Annotated in this window: 16 protein-coding genes; 2 read left to right on the top strand and 14 right to left on the bottom strand. The window is 52.6% G+C overall.

What is annotated here, in order from left to right; translation table 11 throughout:
- Window positions 1-3: 3 nt before the first annotated feature.
- The 4 genes from Q31b_RS26270 to Q31b_RS26255 all read right to left on the bottom strand — a co-directional run bounded on the left by Q31b_RS26270 (window position 4) and on the right by Q31b_RS26255 (window position 4,752).
- Window positions 4-1,356, bottom strand: a complete 1,353-nt coding sequence (locus tag Q31b_RS26270; protein ID WP_146602651.1) for a sigma-54-dependent transcriptional regulator — start codon at window positions 1,354-1,356, stop codon at window positions 4-6.
- Complete coding sequence (locus Q31b_RS26265) at window positions 1,353-2,735, bottom strand: sensor histidine kinase (RefSeq protein ID WP_146602650.1); 1,383 nt, start codon at window positions 2,733-2,735, stop codon at window positions 1,353-1,355. Before Q31b_RS26265 ends, Q31b_RS26270 begins: the two co-directional genes overlap by 4 nt.
- Before the next feature lie 206 nt (window positions 2,736-2,941).
- Window positions 2,942-3,787 (bottom strand): DUF2202 domain-containing protein, encoded by an 846-nt coding sequence (locus tag Q31b_RS26260; RefSeq protein ID WP_146602649.1) that lies wholly within the window; start codon window positions 3,785-3,787, stop codon window positions 2,942-2,944.
- Window positions 3,788-4,218: 431 nt separating this feature from the next.
- The gene (locus tag Q31b_RS26255; protein WP_146602648.1) at window positions 4,219-4,752 is read right to left on the bottom strand and encodes a sigma-70 family RNA polymerase sigma factor; all 534 of its coding nucleotides are present in this window, start codon (window positions 4,750-4,752) and stop codon (window positions 4,219-4,221) included.
- A gap of 331 nt (window positions 4,753-5,083) precedes the next feature.
- On the opposite strand from Q31b_RS26255, the gene Q31b_RS26250 reads away from it, so the two are divergent.
- Entirely contained in the window at window positions 5,084-6,322 is a 1,239-nt protein-coding gene (locus Q31b_RS26250; RefSeq protein WP_146602647.1) for a DUF1559 domain-containing protein, read from the top strand.
- Window positions 6,323-6,385: 63 nt separating this feature from the next.
- Complete coding sequence (locus Q31b_RS26245) at window positions 6,386-6,601, top strand: hypothetical protein (protein WP_146602646.1); 216 nt, start codon at window positions 6,386-6,388, stop codon at window positions 6,599-6,601.
- A 493-nt stretch (window positions 6,602-7,094) separates the two neighbouring features.
- On the opposite strand, the gene Q31b_RS26240 is transcribed toward Q31b_RS26245, so the two are convergent.
- The 10 genes from Q31b_RS26240 to Q31b_RS28720 form a co-directional block, all read right to left on the bottom strand.
- On the bottom strand, window positions 7,095-8,651 hold the full coding sequence (locus Q31b_RS26240; RefSeq protein WP_231617870.1) for a sulfatase family protein: 1,557 nt from the start codon (window positions 8,649-8,651) through the stop codon (window positions 7,095-7,097).
- Between the two features lie 71 nt (window positions 8,652-8,722).
- Window positions 8,723-9,577 carry an alpha/beta hydrolase gene (locus Q31b_RS26235; RefSeq protein WP_146602644.1) on the bottom strand — a complete coding sequence of 285 codons (855 nt, stop codon included), beginning with the start codon at window positions 9,575-9,577 and terminating at the stop codon, window positions 8,723-8,725.
- A gap of 141 nt (window positions 9,578-9,718) precedes the next feature.
- Window positions 9,719-11,224, bottom strand: coding sequence for an alpha-L-fucosidase (locus Q31b_RS26230; protein ID WP_146602643.1), 1,506 nt, complete (start codon window positions 11,222-11,224; stop codon window positions 9,719-9,721).
- 126 nt (window positions 11,225-11,350) lie between these two features.
- Window positions 11,351-12,943, bottom strand: coding sequence for a hypothetical protein (locus Q31b_RS26225; RefSeq protein ID WP_146602642.1), 1,593 nt, complete (start codon window positions 12,941-12,943; stop codon window positions 11,351-11,353).
- 6 nt (window positions 12,944-12,949) lie between these two features.
- Window positions 12,950-14,377, bottom strand: a complete 1,428-nt coding sequence (locus Q31b_RS26220; RefSeq protein ID WP_146602715.1) for a sulfatase family protein — start codon at window positions 14,375-14,377, stop codon at window positions 12,950-12,952.
- Window positions 14,378-14,634: 257 nt separating this feature from the next.
- Window positions 14,635-16,182 carry a sulfatase-like hydrolase/transferase gene (locus tag Q31b_RS26215; protein WP_146602641.1) on the bottom strand — a complete coding sequence of 516 codons (1,548 nt, stop codon included), beginning with the start codon at window positions 16,180-16,182 and terminating at the stop codon, window positions 14,635-14,637.
- Between the two features lie 227 nt (window positions 16,183-16,409).
- Window positions 16,410-16,859, bottom strand: coding sequence for a hypothetical protein (locus Q31b_RS26210; protein ID WP_146602640.1), 450 nt, complete (start codon window positions 16,857-16,859; stop codon window positions 16,410-16,412).
- Between the two features lie 64 nt (window positions 16,860-16,923).
- Entirely contained in the window at window positions 16,924-18,828 is a 1,905-nt protein-coding gene (locus tag Q31b_RS26205; protein ID WP_197172419.1) for a sulfatase-like hydrolase/transferase, read from the bottom strand.
- Window positions 18,829-18,916: 88 nt separating this feature from the next.
- On the bottom strand, window positions 18,917-19,402 hold the full coding sequence (locus Q31b_RS28725) for an FAD-dependent oxidoreductase (RefSeq protein ID WP_197172416.1): 486 nt from the start codon (window positions 19,400-19,402) through the stop codon (window positions 18,917-18,919).
- A 133-nt stretch (window positions 19,403-19,535) separates the two neighbouring features.
- Window positions 19,536-19,799, bottom strand: a complete 264-nt coding sequence (locus tag Q31b_RS28720) for a hypothetical protein (RefSeq protein WP_197172412.1) — start codon at window positions 19,797-19,799, stop codon at window positions 19,536-19,538.
- Between the last annotated feature and the right edge of the window lie 1,598 nt (window positions 19,800-21,397).

The raw sequence follows: 21,397 nt of genomic DNA, 5'->3' as shown, positions 1-21,397 counted from the left end.
AAATCAGCCATTCTCCGATTCCATTTCCTTCAATTTATTAAGCAGCGTGCGGCGGCTGATTCCAAGTTTCTGTGCCGCATGAGTTCGATTGCCGCCGCACTCATCGAGCGTGGCTACAATGGTCGCCCGTTCGACTTGCGACAATCGGTTTGTATCCGACCAATCGGTGCCAGTCGAGTTTGAGTGGCTTTGCCCCGTCATGTTCGCTGCCAACGGGCCGAGATGTTCGGGCAAGATCACATCACCTCGGCACAACAGGCAGGCTCGTTGAATCACATTGCGAAGTTCGCGGACGTTCCCTGGCCACTGGCCGCCGAGCAGCTGTTGAGACGCTTGAGGCGATAAACGAACGGCCCGCCCGGCATACTGGGTCGCAAAATACTTCGCCAATGGCAGAACGTCTTCTCGCCGGTTGGCCAACGATGGAATCTCTAATTCAATGACATTGATTCGATAATACAAGTCTTCTCGAAACCGTCCGATTTCCACATCGTTTGCTAAATCGCGATTGGTGGCTGCAACCAATCGTACATCGACCGTGATCGGCTTGTCGGTACCCACCGGAGTGATTTGCTGGGTTTCCAAAGCACGAAGTAACTTCGGTTGCAGGGTCAGTGGCAACTCGCCAATTTCATCCAAAAAGAGGGTGCCACCCGATGCGGATCGGAATAAGCCAACGCGGTTTTCCGAAGCCCCCGTGAACGCCCCTTTGACGTGCCCAAACAGTTCGCTTTCAACCAAATTTTCCGGCATTGCACCACAATTGGTGGCTAAGAAAGGTTGATCGAGGCGTGGGCTCCATTGATGGATAAGTTTTGCGATCCCCTCCTTGCCCGACCCACTCGGCCCGAGGATCAGCACGGGGGCGTCGGATGGAGCGAGAATCGCGGCCGTATGCAGCACTTGTCGCATCGTACGACTGGCAACGATGAAATCGCGAGGCAATTCGGGGAGAGGCTCATTTTCGTACGTGGACATTGCGGATTGGATATTGAGCGCATCCTCGACCGCCACGTTTAGCTCTTGTAGATCGAGCGGCTTCGATAAGTAATCGGTCGCTCCTGCTTTGACAGCCACGACGGCTTGTCGAATATCCGCATACGCCGTGATTAGCAAAACCGGAACCGATACCGCACGTTCACGAATCCGTGGCAATGATTCAATACCTGACATGCCTGGCAAGCGAACGTCAAGCAAAATCAAGTCGGGTGTTGCCTTGTCAAGTATCGCCAACATCTTTTCCGCCGACGGTGCTTCGGTCACCGCATAGCCGAGCGACGTAAAGTACCCGCCAAGCAACTTGCGTTGAGAGGGCTCATCATCAACGATCAATAGGGTATGCTTCGGTTCGGTCATGGATTCCGGTTTGCTTCTTCAATCTCGTCGATTTGAAAAATGGCCCCGCCACTTGGATTTGGTTTGTAGCGGGCGATCCAGTGGTGGGCGATCGCGATTCGCTGGACAATGGCAAGCCCTAGACCGGTGCCGCTTGAGCGAGTCGTAAAGTAGGGTTCGAACAGCGATTCGATATTCTTCGATTCGACACCCTCGCCGTCGTCAAGCACTTCAATGCACCAGACACCATTTCGCGTTTGGTTCGCTCGGATCGTGACACATCCTGCGTACTTTGCAAAGGAGACGGCATTCTGAACAAGATTGAAGATCGCTTGACGAAGCGATTCAGCAGCCGCAAGAATTCTTAAGTCTTTCGGGATACCCTCGACATCAAACTGGACCTGTTTGATCGCCAAGTCGGATTCGAGTAGCGTCCGCAGTTGCTCGACGAGATCTCGGAGTGGCACCGGTGCAAGCTGTGGTTCGACAGGTCGAGCGAACGATAGGAACTCATTGATACGAGCGGTTACACGGTCACATTCTTCGACAATGGCTTCCGCCTGCTGTTGCTGCTCCTCCGATGGCATTTGCTGTTGAACAAGACGCTGGGCCCAACCACGGATCAAGCCTAGCGGGTTACGTGTTTCGTGCGCCAAACCTGCTGCCGCATGGCTTAGCTGAGCGAAGTGGTGAGCTTCCGCCCGCAAAATACCCGCGTGCCCTTGCGATTCTGCCAATCGCACGGTCGTTCGCCAGGTCCAGCCCGTGACAAAAATTAAAAGTCCCCCCAGTAGAACCAACAGCCAACGATTTCGAGCTTCCCGCTGAATTTGACGGCCGACGCCATGTCGATCGAGAACCAGCATCACGGTCAGCTTGTGTTCGTCCGTTGATTCGTCGTTGGCATCAATGCTTTGCCTCAGTTTTCGACCCAATCCCATGCCTCCTCCTCCTCCTCCTCCTCGGCCCGATGGAGGCCCCATCGGAGGATCACTGCGAAGTTCGAATTCACGAACGGCGTAATAGCCTTCCGGTTGCCAATGATTTGAAAGTGGACCGGGCATCTTGATCAGGTTTTGGTTCCCTGCGCGGTAGTGCTCGATCGTCGTATCGTCGGAATCCAAAGCGTTGTCACGAAGCTGGATGGATACCGCTAGGACGTTCGGCGAATTCGCGATCTCCTCCAACATCGTCGGCAACTGACTTTGAAAGTAGGGACTGATCCAGCGATGCGATTGAACGGTCGCTACCAAGCAATCGAGAATCGATTCAGCCTGGCTAACCAAGTTGCCGCGAATCAACTCGTTTTGGCGAGTCGTTTCTCGCCATTGCCAGGCACCAAAAAGAAGCCACGCCAAGATGCCAAATCCGGCAGCGATTAGCCCAGAACGTTTCATCATTGGCCCGGCGTCAAAGGTTCGTGTTGCAGGAATATCGATCCGAAAGATCTGTAAATTATCCTGATTTTAATCGTAATCGGCTGCCAAAACGATAGAGCTAAACGTCTTTCGTTTTGACTGCGTGCGATCGGTGAGGCACGCAGTCACAATGCATACGCGAGGCCCGTTGGACTCGCGGTTTCACAAGGGCGTTTCGGCTGCGGCGCCTAAAACGACTGCCATTGACCCAATCCGCGTCCCATGGCGTTTCCGCGTCCCATTCCGTTTCCAGCTCCTGCTCCGTTTCGGCGTCCCATTCCGTTTCCAGCTCCTGTTCCGTTTCCGCGTCCCATTCCGTTTCCAGCTCCTGTTCCGTTTCGGCGTCCCATTCCGTTTCCAGCTCCTACTCTCATTGCAGCACCGTTCCCGCCGGTTTCCATCGTTGAATCTGCGATACGATCGAATTCGTCCTGCGAAAGGTATTCGGACGTGTAGGTTCCTCCAAGCATCTTAATGGAGTTAGCAAAAGCGCGGAGATGGTTTCGCGAAGCGCGTTCAAGGTTACGGTAGACGAACTGAACATTTTCGTGGGTCGAGGCATCAATCGCTTCTTGAAGATCAGCGATATCCATTTCTTCGATTTTTGCTCCCACTTTTGCAGCTTCGAGTGCCGACTGTCTTCCCTGTTCCACTAAGTTATCAAAAAGCGTTTGGAATTTGGGGTCCTGAAAAACGCCAACTTGTTCGTTGTTGGAGGGGACATTGATCGCATAGCGGATTGCCACTTGCCGAAGTGCGTTCTGGTGACGCGATTCCGCGTTGGAGATATTCGTAAAGATTGGCTGTGACGTTGTTTCTGCGAGCGAGACGTAGACATCGTGGGCGAGTTTTTCTTCCGCGAGCATTCCGATCAAAAGATCCTGCTCTGCTTGACTCAGCGGTTGAGCGGCAGACGTGCTTGCTCCGGTGATCGCGCGACATCCTCTGCAACCAATCATGCGTGATTGGGCATGTAGCCCACTCGTGCTGACGACGACGATTAGACCTGCACAGAACATTGATGTGACTTTCATCTTGTTTACCTCATTCGAACGGTTGATTGGATTGAACCCATTTCTAAAACGGAAGGAGACTAAAGCGAATCGAGTGCCACAACGACGCAAATAGAGAGAATCCGACAAACGTCGGCAAATTGCTTTGTTTGTCAAACCAAAGTGGAGAGCAACGCAAACAAACTGTGAAACCGTTTCACACTATCGTTGGAAATCGGTGTGAAGAATTTTCTCAGTTGCGGTTTCGCCGCCGTCCGCGGAAATTCCATTCGACGATACCAACGCATGGTTCTGTAGCGTTTCCTATTCCGCGACCGCGGCAATGCCGCACCTGCTTTTCGGTTGGCCATCCCCGGTATGACCGCGAACCGGTATGACCGCGAACCGACGAAATGACCGGTTGCGGATTTCGTGAACGCGGTTGAATCGTTAGAAAGGTTCGGGGGTTGAATTCACGGAGTCAATTCCGTGTTTTGAAGCCGTCGTTCGATGCATTTCCGAAGCATTTTACGAATCCGCTGGACGGACTTGTAGACCGCGTCCCGGCTACACTTCATCGCCTCGGCAATCTGTCCCACTTGGCGATTGGGTTCGTAAAAACGCGAGAGGAGTTCGCGTTGTTTATCGGTGCTATTTTCCAGACATTGATCCAGTGCTTTGATACGATCTTGCGATTGTTTCGACGTGAACTGATCCTGTTCGCCCTCCAAGCATTCGAGGAACTCGCTTCCGAAAATCAAGCGGCTACGACCAACCTTCTTTCGCCAGGTCAGAATTTCAAAATGAGCCACTCGGATCGCCCATGCCGAGAAATTGGAACCCCGTTGAAACTTGTCGAACTCGAGCCATAGCCGGACGCTCGTCTCCTGCCAAATCTCGTCCGCGTCTCCCCAGCGAGGAACATTGGCAAGAATGTAACTCTGCACTGCCTTTTGATGTTGAGCGATGAGTCGAGCGAATTCCGAATGTTCGTTGTCGAGCGACATAGTATGTGGTGAAAACCGGGACAGAGTGTGGGCGTGGTGGCATTGCGGAGCCAATTGGAGTCGGGAACCGCGAGGGCATATTCCAATCCAAGCAGGAGGCTACCTAGATTATAGACAGATTCTGGGTCGCTCAAAAATGGGAAAATAAAATCCTTTCAATTTTTGCGGAAAGTTTGTCCAAACCGCTTGGGGTGAGCCCTATCCCTCTTAAGGAACGCGGAAAGCGTCTAGGGGAGACGTAATATACTACCCCCCCCATTAGTCTTTTCTGGCGGATTGAACCGTTCTTGTCATTTGCATCCGTTTCATCCATTTTTTTGAGGAACATATCATGCGATCTATTCTAAAGAGGCGACGTCGAGGCAAGTCGTACGGTTTCACGCTGGTGGAACTACTCGTTGTCATTGCAATCATTGGTGTATTGGTCGGGTTGCTTTTGCCTGCGGTTCAGGCGGCGCGAGAAGCGGCGAGGCGAATGAGCTGCAGCAACAACTTCAAGCAGATCGGTTTGGCAATCCACAACTATCACTCTGCATACAAACAACTTCCGATCCATGGGGCTGGAACCCAATCCGGCACAGCAAATATCTGGGTAGATCGGAACTCTTCGTCGAATCGCCGCCTAAGCTTCCTCGTGGGGCTCACGCCATTTATGGAGCAGCAGGCGCTTTGGGAGCAGATTTCCAATCCGAGCATCGTACGCACGGATGGAGATACATCGGCAGTTCGCGGTGTTGTAGGAAACCCGTGGCCTGCAATGGGGCCGACTCCCGAAGAAATCAATTACATCCCGTGGTTCACCAATGTCCAAACACTGCGCTGTCCGAGTGACCCCGGCGTTGGTTTGCCAGCGTTGGGACGCACCAATTATGTAGCCTGCTTGGGCGATTCCTCTTTTAATGGACGCGACGGAGCTCTTTATGTTCGAAGTGGTGGGACAAATCCCTACAGTGAAACGACAGATTTTGCCGAAGCGTCCGGCGCCAAGGACCGTGGGATGTTCCAGCCCCATAACGTGACGAGGTTTCGAGGCGTGAAAGATGGTCTCTCTAACACGATCGCGGCGGGTGAAATCGCGACGGACTTGGGTGACCGTGACACACGAACAATCGCGCGTAAAAAGGGTAATGCCTACAGCGTCCGAAACAATCCGTCTTACTGTTTGGACGACACCGATCCGCAACGCCCGCTATTCTGGGAGGATTCGTATAGCTACGGAGATGGGCTTTATGAGGACGTTCAAGGCCGCGGTTTCCGCTGGGCAGATTATCTGCCAAACTTTGGTTGCTTCTACACGGTATTGCCACCGAATTCGGAAACCTGTGGAATCAGCGGCACGAGCAGCACTTTAGGCACAGCTACGAGTAGGCACCAAGGCGGTGCCCACGTTTTGATGGGCGACGGTGCTGTGAAGTTTATCACGGACTCGATCCAAGCGGGTAATCGAAACGCTCGAATGGTCTCCGCAGGTGGTACCGGCCTCTATGCTCCCGGTTCCAAGAGCCCCTATGGGCTTTGGGGAGCTCTCGGTACTCGGGCTTCCAGAGAAGTCATTGACGAAAACTTTTAGGTGTTTCGCATTTCAATCAACCCTTCCGTTAATTCATCGACTCCCTTTTTGAGTACTCTTTTCATGATCATGAAACTCGTTAATCGCTCTAGCTTGTTGTCTATCCTTCTTGGCTGTTTGTTGTTTTCTTTCGCCTCAACGGTTGGCTGTGGAAATTCAGGGAATAGCGTTCCTGAGGTCACTAAGGACGAAATCGCTGACTACGAAAGGAAGATGGCAGATTTGCAAGCGAAAGCAGATGAGGAGGAGATGCAGCGGAGAATGGACAAGGATGAATAGCTAGAAGTGTTTCATCCGATGCAAACGCAGCCGGACGCGAGGGTCCATTTTCCGAAGTTTCGCCCCGATTTTCGGATGTCCCTGTTCGCGTCTGGTGGTGGGGCCCGTTCGGTTAGGGACGAAAGTCGGTTGCCGATGGCGTAGGGACACTGATTCGTATTCGTCCCCCTCTTGAATGTCGGCGGCAAAGACGAACCGCTAATGCACGCTAATCGACGCTGATCAAACCATTCGAAGCAGACCACCGATGCTTGATTAGCGTTCCTAAGCGTCGATTAGCGGTTTTGAGTTGCTACACGGGCACACCAAATAACCTGAGCTTTCATTCACGTCCATTCGCGTGATTGGCGGACAAAGCTCTTTGTCCAGCATTCTGTTAGTGGGTTGCCCGCGAATGGACGCTCATGAAAGTTGAAGAGCCTTTTGTCTAAAGCGAGGAACAACAACGTTCTTCGCGAAGGCAACGAAATGCATGACGTCTTACTGCAATCGTTCAATTCGCAAGCTCGTCGTATTCCTGTTGCGTCATCCAGGTCAGGTCCTTCCAGTAGCCCGTGTCGTTCGGTTGGGCAGCACCGATGGTGCTCCGGCCGGAGGCGATGAGAACGTTCATCTTTTTCGTCAGTTCCTGAACCTTTTCGGGATGGCTAGACGCCACGTTCGTCGTTTCGGCGCGATCGGACGCCAAGTCATACAACTCGGCAGACTTTCTGCCAGATGGTAGGATGAGCTTCCAATTTCCCTCCGTGATCGCATACCGGAAGTCGCTGCTGTCGTGGCTAACAAAAGGGACTCGCTGGTAGTCCGCATTAGGGTCTAGCAGGACGGGAGCGAAACTATGGCTGTCTTCACCCGCGTTGTCCGGAAGGTTCGCACCGAGCAACTCGGCAAATGTTGCCAGCAGATCGGTTTGGCAGACGACTTTCTCCCAGCGCCGCCCTGGTTGTTTGATCCCCGCAGGCCAACGCACGATGAACGGCACCCGTTGACCACCCTCATAGACGGAACGTTTCCCCTCACGTAAACCGCCACGACTGTCGTGACCAAAGTCTTTGAGACGCTGTGTCCACGATTTTTCCGGACCGTTGTCGCTGGAGAATACGACGAGCGTGTTTTCATCGATCCCCGATGTCTTCAAGAACTCAAGAACTCGACCGATATGATAGTCCGTTTCGATCACGAATTCACCGTACGCACCTGCATCGCCTTTACCGTGAAATTCGGGCAGCGGGCAAACGGGATAGTGCGGTGAAGTGAACGGCAGATAGAGAAAGAATGGTTTACCATCTTTTGCGTCGGCCACCTTTCCGCCCATCCACTCAATCGCTTTATCGGTGAAGCGGGTCAAGCATTGGTTGTCAATGAAGTCCGGTGCAACCTCGAAGTTCCGTTTCACGGTACGGGTTGGATCGTTCGAGATGCCCGGCTCTGTTTCGTAAGGAGGCATGATTCGGTAATCCATATGCCGAGGATTTTTCTTCTTATTCGTATAAACCGTCGGCGGCACCTTGGCATATCGCCCCTCAAACCAGGCCAGGACTCCATAGTTGAGCGACGCGGGAACGCCGTAGAAATAGTCAAAGCCTTTATCGAGCGGCATGTCCTGGATCGGCTTTGACCAGTCCCGGTCCTTTTCCGTGCCTGGAAAATCCATACCCAGATGCCACTTGCCGACCATCCCCGTATGGTAACCGTTCTCCTTAAACAACGTCGCCAACGTGGCGCGGCCATCCACAATCATGCATTTCGCTTCCGCCCCCAGCACGCCCTGCTTGCGAGTCGTTCGCCACGGATAGCGACCGGTCAGTAAGCTATAGCGACTTGGCGTGCAGACCGAATCGGCGCTATGCCCGTTACTGAAGATGATCCCTTCCCTGGCGAGACGATCCATGTTTGGCGTCTCGAATTTTGCGTCAGGATTCAATGCACTGACATCGCCATAGCCTTGGTCATCCGTGAAGATCACGATCACGTTGGGTCGGGCGGATTGTGCCCTGGCTACCGCCGATAGGAATGAGCAAAAGCATACGGCAAGGAGGAGGTATTTCATCTTCATGTTCGTTTCTCTCGTGATAAAAATCTGCGTGTTAGGGGGGAAGAATTTGGTCAACAAGCCTTCTTTCATTTCTCGCCAAGAAAACCGTGCTTGGTCAGAAATTCGCGGCTGTGTTTCATGGTCAGGTCATAGTCGTCGTCTCCATTGCTTGCGCGGAAGAACGCCCCATTGAAAAAACCGTGGGATTTTCCCTCGAAGGGTACAAGCACACACACGTTGCCCGCGTCGTTCATCAGCTTAGCGAACCGTTCCGCATTTTCAAACGGCACCGTGGTGTCTTTCGTTCCGTGGAACAAGATCGTCGGGGCGATGCCTTTGTGGACATGATGGCAGGGCGATAAATCGGTTTGCTGTTCGGGTTTGAACCTCTGAACGCCAAAGCCTTTCGCGGTGGTATCGAGCACCGGATTGAATGCGATCATCAGGTTGGGACGCGAATGGACTTCAAGATTTTCGCCCGCTTCCTCGCAGCCTTCAATCACACCGGTACAGATTGCCACATGGCCGCCAGCCGAACCGCCTGACGCTACAATACGGTTTGGGTCAACACCCAATTCGGCGGCATGTTCTCGCACCCAACGGATCGCTGACTTTCCGTCCTTCACACATTCAAACGGCGAGGTCTGATTCCGGCTCTTCACACGGTACTCTGCGGAAAAGGCTACCATCCCTTGGTCGGCCAGCTCACGAGCATGCTGATAAAACTGTTTGGGGTCACCGCCGCTCCAGCCGCCTCCGAAAAAGAAAACGATTGCAGATCGTTGATCCGACGGCTTTAGATCCGCAGGTTCAAACACATGTAATTTCAGACCAACCTCGTCAACCGTTTTGTAAAGAAGCTCGCGGTCTGGTCTCAATTCATCTGCGTTCGTCGCAACCTGCAACGCAGCACAGATGAACAGCATCAGCAATCGTTTCATCCCATTTTCCTATTGTCTTTTCGCCCAGATTTACTCTTTGTTCTGTACTCTATATTCGGATACCATTCCACAGAAATCGTTTCATCCCATGCGTTGTTAAATAGACTTCAATTCCGCGGCGATAGTACATCCCGTCTTTCGTCACGGTCTACGGACTGCGTCTTTGAGTTGCTTTAGCAAAGCAACGGAATCCGGAGAGACCGAACCGTCCTCATACATCTCTAGATTGATCGACAGCGGGAATTGCTCTTTTTGTGCGTTCTTGATCATCGCCGTCAGTTTTGGCAAGGTGAATTTGGGTTTTGTAATGATGGTATCCGGCTCAATGTGCCCCCATCTCTTCTCGAAAATAAAACAACCATGGGCTAACAATCCTTGTTGGGGGCCAGAAGGAAAAGTTCCCTCGTCCAAGCTTCCCGATACATGCGCCCCTTCACCTGCATAGTAGTCCTGGTATTCCGTCAAGCGGGGTTTGACCCAGGAGTTATAGGCGACGACTCGCTCAGGATTACCTTTCTTGGCTGCTTGAGTCAGTTCCTTGAACGGTGCCGATAGAATTCCCTGATCGCCCGGCGTGTTGTCGAAGTGGCAGTTGTAATAGCGCTGGCCGCCATCAAACCACCACCCGTGGAGCTTCTCTCCGTAACGGTCACCGATCTCCGATACGATCGACATCCAATTCTGATAAAGCTCGGTTTTGTCCGCTTCGTAACCACCCGAGGCTTTCATCCAATCGGCATCGATGCTGTGATTGCAGTCATAGCCGTAATGATAGTAGAAGATTAGCTTGATGCCCCGCGCTTGCAGGGCGTCCGCCATTTCGCCGAGCAAATCCCGCTTCGTCGTACGTCCCGCGATGATCGCATCCAACGATTGGATTGGAGCCGAGATGTATTGTTGTCCCCAAGTGATCGACCAAAGCACGTACGCTGCGCCTGTTTCCTCAACCATATCAACGAAGCCTTCGAGGTCGAAGTCATTGACCTTTTCTTCCCACGGCTTGATCGATCCCTTGGGCGGCGTCGCCCGGTTCGTCCACTGAAACATTAATCCATAGCCGGCATTCTTGAACCAATCGGGTTTCTGCCGCATCGCCAACGCTTCTTTGAGCAGGTCGGCTTTGACCACAGGTTGAACCAATTCGAGTGCGTCGAACTTAAACCCATTGGCATTCTCAACCATCAATCGAAGTGAATTTTCGCCGGCTTTTAAGCGAAGTGTTCCAAGGTTGACCCGATCCCAGCCCTGAGACATGATGGCATTTAACGCTGCGGAATCCTGTTTTTCTCCATTGCACGTCCATGCCAAACGAGCTCCCTTCCCCGACACCAAGGCGCTGACTTCATAATCTCCATCCTCAGGAACTTGCAGTTTCCACTCGATCGAATGAGGACCAGGTCCTTTTGCCGTCATCCACAGGTTCATGTGGTTCCTGAATTCATTGCGGAAGTGGGACCCATCGTTGCCGAGGTTACCCGACACGACGTTGATCCCCGCCGGATTGATCGGAAGATTGGCATAGGTCTGTTGCCCCGAAGGCGATTCGCTCGGTGCATAGTCCGCCGGGATTTTGATCGACTCGTCCGCAAAGGAACAACTCACAGCGAAAAACAATCCCGCCACGAAACCAATGATTCTTAGATGCACGAATTCACTCCAATTTTGATTATCAATTTGTTAATTTAATCCCACGTGGCTTTTTCGGCACTTTTTCTTTTTAGGTCACGACTAAGAATTAGGGTCCACTACCCTAAAACTAAATCTTGTGACGAATCATTTACCACGGACCGCTTTACGAACTTCTTCCATCACCGCCATACATTTCGGATGAAAGATTGGGTGGTCGTCGGTAACATCAGCCGTCATGGCGAGGTTGATGGTGACAGGAACTCCCTTTTCTGCCATCTGCTTGAAATAGTCCACATAAGCTTGCGTCGGTTTCCGTGGCCCTCCGGTCCATTTCCCGTTCATCGGTTTGCGTGGATACCATGTATCGACGAAGCACCACCAAGCCGGGTCGACATCACCATATTGTTTACCTGGCCCCATCTGATCTGGATTCGCCTCAGCGAGCGTCGCTCCGCCGTCTCGGGTGGAGAGGTCACTGAATGGGCTAACCGACGGTCCCTGATTTGAACTGAACCCAATGACCGCATCCGGATTGCCCGCTTTGATGGCGCGTGCCCAACTTTCCCAGTGCGGGTCCAAGGGATAATCATGCATCAGACATCCGTCTATATAGCCGAATCCCTTGACCTTTTTTCCGTAACGCAAGCTGCATTCACGCAGAATGGCGACCATATTGTCGTTGAAACGAGAGACATCGGCCGCCCCGTAATCCGCACCCAATGCTTCACGCCATTCGCTCGCTCGCACCCCGTTATATCCACTATGCAGATAGAACAGCGTCGCGATACCGCGCTGGTCAAGTTCGTCGATAATCTCCATCAGCAGATCACGCTCTGTCGTGCGTCCCGGCATCACCGCATCGACTGCATTGCTCGGTCCTGGCCAGTAGAAACCTTGATGGGTGACCGTGAAGTTCACCCATGCTGCACCCGTGCGTTCGACCTGATCGGCGAAATGCTGGACATCAAACATCTCGACCGACTCTTGAAACCATTCGGATCTTGTTGTACTACCCGTCCAGCCATGCATGTTGGCTGAGAAATGGACGAAGAGTCCGTATTTCCCCTCGACCATCCAGGTCGAATCACCACGAATTTCTTTGGCACGCTCCAGCTGTGCCTGACGAGCCGCTGGAGTTCCCAACTCGATCGAATAGAGCATGAACTGTCCCTGATCAAGGTGGGTCTGCAACTGCAAATTCTTATTCGATGGTTTGACGGTCGACTCTGGCAGCCGAAACGTGACCTGATTCACTCCCTTTTGAAGGTGAAGCAATCCAGGAATTTGCTGCCGCCAATTCCTCGGTGAATCTTTCCAACTCTTCTCCAACGAAGGCGTTGTTATCAAGGAATCACCACATTGGAATTCCATTGTTTGGACGTCGGGTGAGGCGAAAATAATGCTTAGGCTGTAATCATCCGTTTCTGGTGCATTGACATAGAAAGTCAGTTTCGCATCTGGTGAATAGAAACCTGCCACTGCATGCTGGCCGGTCAGCCCCTTTCCCTCGAATATCGATCCTTGCAAAGCAGCGCGTGCGGCGACGATGGTGGTCAGATCATTCCGCCGCAGATTGACTGGCTGAGATGCCGGGTCCGCTCGATACCACTGGCCTGTTCTCTGCGAGTTTGACTTCCCAGGATCTTCCGGCAGTCCTTCTGCACGCAGTGTGAATACCACGATTTGTAGACAAACAAGGATGCCCGTGAGTCGAACGACATATTGTTTTTTTATCATGGCTTTTTATTTCCCACTCTTCCATAGAATGATGTTGTCGACGTCATTTTTTAGATCGGTGCCAGCAGTACTGCGTCCGCGTTCGATATCCATCTCCATTTGCTTGAGTAGACGCTGAGCCACTTCGGGATGAGCCGTATAGAGATTGTTGGTTTCACCGGGATCCGCTTCCATGTCGTAGAGCTGGGCGACAGGGCTGCCTTCCGGCGCATGCTTTTCTTTCGGTGCCGTCCAACCACCGGAAGCCTTGGCCAAACAGAGCTTCCATTTTCCCATACGATAGGCGAAGTGCCCGCTTATAGAGTGATGGATCACTCCGCTGCGAGTGGAAACAATCGGCTCACCCTTGAGCGCTGGCAGGAAGCTGACGCTATCTTCCGCCGCCCCAGCCGGAAGTGGCTGCTCGGTCAATTCCGCGCAGGTCGCAAACAGATCCGTCAGGCAAAGTGTTTGATCGCAAGTGGAACCAGCAGCGACCTTGCCCGGCCAGCGGACAACAAATGGAACATGATGTCCGCCGTCCCAAATGTCCGCCTTTGAACCACGAAAATCCGCACTGGGAAAATGTCCTTGCTTTTGCAATGCCGGAATGCCCGCGGCTTTGGAGCATCCATTATCAGTGCTGAAAACAACGAGCGTGTTCTCGGTCAAACCGTTGCGATCAAGTGCACTCAGAATTTGAGCGAACCCATCGTCGGTCTGCATCACAAAGTCACCATATTTGCCGAGACCGCTTCTCCCCTGCCATTCTTTCGTCGGAACGATCGGAGAGTGAGGGGAACCAAAGGGTACGTAGAGAAAGAACGGCGTTCCGGGAGTCTTGGCTCGCTCATCAATGTAGCCAACGGCTTCGCGTGTCAAACGCGGCAGCATGTTGATCTCGTCCTCATGCAGAATCACTTCGTCGTTCTCAATCACGGCTTTCATGTCACCGGCGTGATGAAAACCATGGTAGAAGTCGAAGCCATGGGCGAGCGGTCCGTCCGGGATTTTGCTACCAACCGGAGGTAGCCCCCCCCTGTTTCCCTTCCTCGTCAACGTCTCGCTGGACTGAGGGTCTTGATACTGAAAATTGAGGTGCCATTTCCCGATGATGGCAGTCTGGTATCCCTGCTCTTTCAGAAAGCTGGCCACGGTCGGACGATCCGGCGCGATCAGACAGGGCGCAAAGCCTTGAACCACACCGCTTTGCAAACGAGTACGCCAACTGTATCGTCCGGTCATCAGACCGTAACGCGTAGGCGTGCAAACGGATGAACCGGAATGGGCATCGGTGAAGACCATGCCTTCTTTGGCGAGCCGATCCACTCCCGGTGTGGGGATCTTTCCCCGTTCGGGATTGAGGCAATGGATGTCGCCGTACCCCAGGTCATCGCAGAGAACAAACACAATATTTGGCTTCTCCGCCTGAGCAGTCGTTAGGGTAAGTGCCATAAGCCCCCCCAAAATGATTGTCTGAATTTGTTTTGTCATTCTTAACGCTTTCAATGGCTTTCGTTGTTGGTATTACTTAGATAATGTGGCTTCACCGAAGAATCCGGGGGAGAGATTCATAAATCCCAATTACAGAATGGCGAACCTGGGTGAACTTGTTTCTGACCGAGCGGTCGAAGTCAGAAGAAGAAAACGGATCAACAGCGGCAAGCAGGCTTGGAATCGCTTCCTCATCGATTTGAACTCTCAGATTTTTGTTAGCGAGGTAGTGTCGATGCCGCACGTGGGTCGTCAAAGCCGGTGGGATTATTCCGCCCGTCATCCGGTTGGTCTGAGAAGCGGTACGGATCGTCGTGGCTGCGCATTTGGGCCAAGAGCAGTGCTTCCATCTCTGCTAGTTTTTCGCTATAGCTTGGATCGGTGGCGAGGTTCGTTTGGTTGGGCTTCGGAGTGGCTTTCGTTAGCGCAATCACATCGGAAACGTGGTGCTCGGGCAACAGTTCGTACGGGTTCTCAGCCAGATTGAAGAGCTGAGTCATTTTCACGCCGTCCTTCGTCGATTCGTACTTGATTAGTTTCCAATCACCCTTCTTGACGCAGCGCATGCCAGGCTTGTCGCCGCCGCAGTAGGCTCCGTAAAGCACATCACGGACCGCTTCCGTCTGGCCTTCGAGGACCGGTTTGAAACTGGAACCTTCGCAGGTATCGGGAGCTTCGATACCGCTGAGGTCACAGATCGTCGCCAGGACGTCGAGTAGGTAGATGTTACCCTTCGCGCGTGAACCAGGCTTGATGCCTGGACCTTTGACAATCAGCGGGACGCGGAAGGTATGCTCGTAAAGATTCTGTTTGCCCTGCAGCCCGTGGCGACCGATCGCCATGCCGTGGTCGGACGTGTAGACGATGTAGGTGTTGTCGAGCTCGCCCATCGACTCTAATTTCTCAAGCACTCGCCCGATCTGAATGTCGATGTTCTCGCTACAGGCAAACTCACGTCCCAGTTCATTGCGAATCGTGCGCTCATCGCGTTTATCCCAGACGCCACTAACCCTTACTTCATCTCGTACGTTCATGTCTGTATTGTTGAACGGATGAACTGGCAAGTAGTTTGCAGGTAGTGGCGGTTGTTTGGGATCCGCAGCGGGAAGAGTATTCTTGTCGCGGTGGTTCACCGCGCCGTATTTTTCGAGCAGTTCGGGTTTGCCGTCGCGGGTGTCGTGCGGATGAGAGAATCCGAAGTAGATCAGGAATGGATTGTTGTCGGTCGATCCTTGGCGATCTTCAAGATACGCGAGCACTTGCTCGGCGTGCCACGCGCTGCCGGTTTCGTCGGTGCCGCCTCGTTTGGTCGCATCGTGAACGACAGTGAATTGCTTATTGGCTGCCGCGTAGCTGTTCCCTCTCTTGCAGGTGCGCATCGTGTCGTAGCCTGCGCGATTGAAGACGGCTGCCATCGTGTGATTGGGCAAGTCGGTGGGCACGTACTTGGGATCGGCCGACAAAGGACTCCGCCCCGGCGTCGTCTTGTCGGGAATGTGCCAAAGCGTACGACCGGACATGACCATGTGCCTTGACGGAGTACAAACACCGCCGCACCATGCACCCATCTGATGCGCCGCATCAAAGACCATTCCTTCGGCAGCGAGACGGTCGATATTGGGGGTGTTCAGGATTGAGTTCGGTTCATAGGCCTTCAGATCAAAGGGCGATTGATCGTCGGCGATGATAAACAGAATGTTGGGACGGTCCGCAGCGGATGCGGTCGTGATGAACGTGAGCGCTAAGAATAGTGTGATGGATTTCATTGTGTTTCGATCCGTTGGTTGGGGATTGTTGGAGGGACTCAATATACAGTGTTTTGATTCAGTGTGAAATGAAATAGAGTTTGTTTGTCGTTGTGGCAATTTTGGGGGAACGTTTAAAGTTACACGATCGAGTCCGACCAGAGCTCCTTGGCTCTTCGCGTTCTCGTCGGCGCTCTTCCTACGCAACACATAGGCACATCATCCTGTTTTCCCTTCTCCAAAGGAGCCTACATGTCTGGAAGCGGTTTCATGAAGGGATGCGGGTTCGTCATCAGCGGAACATCGAAACCGTTCAATTCTGCGGGCGCAACGGGGGCCGAGTCTGCGCTGGGCTTGTAACGGCCGAAGAACCAGTAATCGTTATCTCTCTTACGCAGAAACACCGGCGCATCGGCGACGTTGTTCGGTCCGATCTGGCCCACAGGCTTCCCGCTGAGCCAGGCAGAGGATTGGTCGATCGTGATCAAATTCGCAGAACGCATTTCATCGAAGGATTTCATCGTGCTTCGAAGCGTTGCCTCCTTTGCCGTTGGCGTGGCAAAGCCATCTTCGAATTGGAGATTGGATTGATCGGCGACTGCCTGCTGCCAATCTCTTTGGCTGTCGATCACCCATGCGTCGTCGGCATGCAAAGTGGAAGCGATCGCTAGGCAAAAGATTACAAATGTGTTTCGCATGCGGCTCTTTGGGAGGGATTGAATTGACATTCAGGAAGGGGGAGGGTTCATAACGAGTACCCGATCAATTTTCCGATCCATACAGATCGATTTCCGCGACGCAGGCAAATCTTCCGTTACCGCTGTCCAGAGTTTTCAATTTCACATAGCGTGCCTTGACGGGTGTGAAGGCAACCACGCAATGTGCCGGCGGACTGGCAAACTCGACTGCGGCCACTTTGGTGAAAGATTGCAAGTCGTTTGAAATATATACCTCGAATTGAGAGAGAGTACCGGTGCCGATGCCGTCATTGCGGGCGCGACAGCCTAACCCATCGATTTGAGCGGTTTGCTGGAGATCAATCACCAACTCGTGGGGATGCGGAACGGTGGACGGTTTGAATTGCGTGTGCCACCATGTGTCGGGGTTCTCGTCGATCGTCGTCGCCGCCGTGCGGCCATTAAAAGCCGATTCACTACTGACCGTCACAACCTTCCAGCCTCGTTTGGGGAGTCGTTTGCCAGTCGGTTTCCGATCATGGAAGAAAACGGTCTCGCTATTTATTGTATTCGCCGCTGATCCCGCCTTGTTCTTTTTCACCCCCGGCACGACGGCTTTGAATGGAAATTCTTTCGATGGCGTGTGAGCTTCAATCATCCATTTTTTGAACTCCGAAACTTTCTCGGGGTATTGACTCGCTAGGTTCTGCTTCTGCGCAAGATCTTCTTTGAGATTGTAGAGTTCAATGGGATCGATGTCTGGATCTGCGTTTGAAGTCACCGGTTGCAAAGCTACCCAGTCGCCACGACGCAGGCCCCGTTTATCAGGACGATGAAGCTCGAAGTAAACATACGGATGCTTGGGTTGACTATTTTCGTTTCCCTTCAATAGCGGCACATAGCTGATCCCATCGATGTTCGGGGGTGGAGGCACACTCGCAAGCTCGCACGCGGTCGGCATTAGATCCCAGTGGGCGCCGATATGATCACTGCGTCGCCCAGGCTCAATCACACCTGGCCACCAAGCCACGAAGGGAACGCGGACGCCGCCCTCGTACATGTCACGTTTGATGCCACGTAGCGGGCCACTGTCTTGAAAGAAGCTCGGTTTCGCTCCTCCTTCTTGGTGCGGCCCGTTATCGCTGGTGAAAACCACCAGTGTGCGTTTATCAATTCCCAGTTCTTTCAGCAGATCCATGATGCCGCCCACATCTTTATCCATTAACGAGATCATCCCGGCATGAATCTTCTGCGGCTGTGGCCAGTTTTTGTCCTGGTACATCGTGTAACATGGTTCGTCCGCTGGGATCTCGAGGTGGGAGTGCGGAATGGTATAGGCCAGATAGAGAAAGAACGGTTTGTCTCTATTTTCTGAAATGAACGACCGTGCCTCGCGGGTTAGAAAATAATGACTGTAGCCCTCTGCGGTACCTTTCGCGCCGAGTTCGATCACCTCCTTATTCCGCCATACCCAGCCGGGGTAATAGTTGTGTGCGTGACGCTGGCAGTTGTATCCTGCAAAGAAATCAAAGCCCTGCTTCATGGGGTCACCCTCGCTGCCTGGAAAGCCCAATCCCCACTTGCCCACCAATGCGGTGACGTAACCCGCCTCTTTCATCTTTTCAGCGACGGTGATGGTTGCATCAGGGATCGGTAGTTGCCCGTTTTCTTGCGGGATTTCCGATCTGATTTCATGGTTGCCACGAATGAAGGTATGCCCGACATGGTGCCCGGTCATCAGTGCCGCACGCGAAGGGGCACAGACGGACGTGCCACTATAGTAGTCCGTTAGTAACAAGCCTTCCTGGGCCATCTGATCAATTCGTGGTGTCTGGATCATCTTCTGGCCGTAGGCGCCGATTTGGCCGTAGCCCAGGTCATCGCACATGATAAAGATGATGTTGGGTTTCGACGGTTCAGCGGCATACAGCCCACTGAATCCCAATGTCATACTCGCGATCAAGATACTGCATACATATTTATTCATCATTAACCTAACTCGTTCTGCATCGTTTTATTAGCCGTCTCAACTGACATACCAATCCGCTGCCATCAAACCGGACGCTGCTTATTGCTCTCTAAGATTGTAATCGATTCGGAGGGCGTTTGGTGCGAGATGCTTTCTTGCCGAGCTGCGGAAGAATCTCTTCCACGATGTTACCGACATGTGGATAGGGGTCCACGCAAGTTTTCCCTTCCGGCCAGACACGCACTTCGGAGCTGCCATTTCCGCCCAGAACGGGACGATTTTGTACGAGTGCCACCGTTAATCCGTTACGAGCCGCTGAGAGTGCTGCACAGGTGCCGGCCAATCCGCCTCCGACCACAATGAGGTCAAAGTTCCCGCCATCATCAGGATAATCCGGTAAACCAAGTAGCTTTCGGCGGAATGCAGTCAGCGCCGCACTTTCATTGCTAGGCTCAAAATCAACGTCCCTGCAAAACAGGATCGCTTCGCAGCGTCCTTCAAAACCCGTTAAGTCATGCAAGGCAATCGTTGCCTTATCCCCCACCGTCACGACATCGCCATCATGCCAATGCCATTCAGCGTTTTTGGTTCCCAAGGTTTCGGCGAGCGGCTTTCCGTTGATCAGTAGTTGGGATTTTCCCGGAGCGTCAGGCGCGTTCCGGGCGCGACCCAGTCACGAGCGCGCACCCACACCCGATAAGTGCCGCCCGAAGGGAACGTGACATCCGTCACCGCATCTTTGACAGGAGTCCCCAATCCATGCGCCAACAGGTAAGACGATCCCATCTGTCCATCGACTGCTGATCCAAATCCCATCCACCGTGCTCAGTAAACTGCTCGGCTTCCAGGAATACGAATTCGCCGCTGCCTCGATTATTCTCATCAGCGAATGATCGAGACCCCGCCAGGATAAACAATCCTGCGCCACCTGCCCGACCCATAAATCGGCGGCGGTTCGTTTGATTGGACTGATTTGCGTTGGTGTTTTTCAATGATCTCTCGAGAAGGATTCATCATATCCTATGGAGTCCTCATACGGTTGGGTTTACTAAAACACATACATCACCGAAGTCGTGGTATCGCTGTCGCTCGTTCTCCGAACCCAGTAGACACCGTTCGCGAATTGTATTTGATGATTCGTACTTTTCCTCGTCACTATGAACCGAAGTACTATTTCGGCGTTGTGCATACACAGTCAGCGCTGCAAATGCATGCCGAATGCGTAAAGTATGGCTAATGTCCATCACTCACGTCCGGCTCAGCCCAAACCAGGATGCCTGCACCCGACTGGGATAGTTCGAGAACCTTGTTCGGTCCCGAACGGACGTCGAAACGGCGGCGGAATAACAAGAGGGGACGATCAGTTGGGTGCTGTCTACTTTGACCGAATGGCATCCCTCCGCGGCTGCCCAGGCGTGGTTCCCAGTCTTTGGGGCGTGATTCTTCAATGACGGTCTGGTCGCGTCCAAGGCGAAACAGAGCCGGTAGGGCTGGTCTACTGGCACATACGCTTCGCATTTGTTCTCGCCATACCATTGGTCAATCTTTGCGACCACAGCAAATCGTAAAGGGTCATCGACTCGCAATTCACGAGCAACGGTACGTATGCCCGGCAATTAACGATTGAGGCTTTCGATTGCTACACCCATCTTCCAACAAGCCAGCCAAACAGCAACCGCAGCGATGGCGAGCAATAATGTCAAAAGGGAAATTTGGGGCCGCAAGCGTTTGGATGCTGCATCCATCCATCGTCATCAGAAACTATTTCACGTACAGCTTCGTGGCCCTTTCAAGCACGACGTCACTCAGTGGGCTGGGGGAGAAAGAAAATGGATGGGGAATCGCCACGAAAAACACGAAAATGCACAAGAATAGATGTGAGATGCGAATCCGTAAATGTCGAGTCGAAGGCTTCACAAAGCAAAGCTAAAAATGATCTAAAACACGATTCCAGTTTTTTGTGTCATCTCGTGTTTTTTGTGGCCAACAATCGTTCGTCATCAGAAACTTTTTCACGTACAGCTTCGTGGCCCTTTCAAGCACGACGTCACTCAGTGGGCTGGGGGAGAAAGAAAATGGATGAGGAATCGCCACGAAAAACACGAAAATGCACAAAAATGGATGCGAGATGCGAACCAGTAAATGTCGAGTCGAAGGCTTCACAAAGCAAAGCTAAAAATGATCTAAAACACTATTCCAGTTTTTTGTGTCTTCTCGTGTTTTTCGTGGCCAACAATCGTTCGTCATCAGAAACTTTTTCACGTACAGCTTCGTGGCCCTTTCAAGCACGACGTCACTCAGTGGGCTGGGGGAGAAAGAAAATGGATGGGGAATCGCCACGAAAAACACGAAAATGCACAAGAATAGATGCGAGATGCGAACCCGTAAATGTCGAGTCGAAGGCTTCACAAAGCAAGGGTGCATGACCGGGTTTGTGGGGAAGATTGGCCTGGGCTCAAATTAACATGGGATTTACAATAGGAGACGTGCAGCCCGGAAGGCTGGGAGTTTTAGAGAACACATTTTAGGTAAATTGCCATGGAATCGGCCTCCAACAGTCCCTCGGCGGACGAAATTGCTAGCCTCGTTG

It is taken from the genome of Novipirellula aureliae (genome assembly GCF_007860185.1).
In the GTDB taxonomy this organism is placed as follows: Bacteria; Planctomycetota; Planctomycetia; order Pirellulales; family Pirellulaceae; genus Novipirellula_A; species Novipirellula_A aureliae.
The sequence above is the reverse complement of the archived record's forward strand: the minus strand, read 5'-3'. Positions and strand labels throughout refer to the sequence as shown.

Coding starts and splice junctions, on each gene's coding strand:
- Q31b_RS26245 (WP_146602646.1), top strand. CDS start 6,386: ATGATCATGAAACTCGTTAATCGCTCTAGCTTGTTGTCTATCCTTCTT.
- Q31b_RS26270 (WP_146602651.1), bottom strand. CDS start 1,356: ATGACCGAACCGAAGCATACCCTATTGATCGTTGATGATGAGCCCTCT.
- Q31b_RS26205 (WP_197172419.1), bottom strand. CDS start 18,828: ATGATGAATAAATATGTATGCAGTATCTTGATCGCGAGTATGACATTG.
- Q31b_RS26215 (WP_146602641.1), bottom strand. CDS start 16,182: ATGAAATCCATCACACTATTCTTAGCGCTCACGTTCATCACGACCGCA.
- Q31b_RS26220 (WP_146602715.1), bottom strand. CDS start 14,377: ATGGCACTTACCCTAACGACTGCTCAGGCGGAGAAGCCAAATATTGTG.
- Q31b_RS26250 (WP_146602647.1), top strand. CDS start 5,084: ATGCGATCTATTCTAAAGAGGCGACGTCGAGGCAAGTCGTACGGTTTC.
- Q31b_RS26240 (WP_231617870.1), bottom strand. CDS start 8,651: ATGAAATACCTCCTCCTTGCCGTATGCTTTTGCTCATTCCTATCGGCG.
- Q31b_RS26260 (WP_146602649.1), bottom strand. CDS start 3,787: ATGAAAGTCACATCAATGTTCTGTGCAGGTCTAATCGTCGTCGTCAGC.
- Q31b_RS26265 (WP_146602650.1), bottom strand. CDS start 2,735: ATGATGAAACGTTCTGGGCTAATCGCTGCCGGATTTGGCATCTTGGCG.
- Q31b_RS26210 (WP_146602640.1), bottom strand. CDS start 16,859: ATGCGAAACACATTTGTAATCTTTTGCCTAGCGATCGCTTCCACTTTG.
- Q31b_RS26225 (WP_146602642.1), bottom strand. CDS start 12,943: ATGATAAAAAAACAATATGTCGTTCGACTCACGGGCATCCTTGTTTGT.
- Q31b_RS26255 (WP_146602648.1), bottom strand. CDS start 4,752: ATGTCGCTCGACAACGAACATTCGGAATTCGCTCGACTCATCGCTCAA.
- Q31b_RS26235 (WP_146602644.1), bottom strand. CDS start 9,577: ATGAAACGATTGCTGATGCTGTTCATCTGTGCTGCGTTGCAGGTTGCG.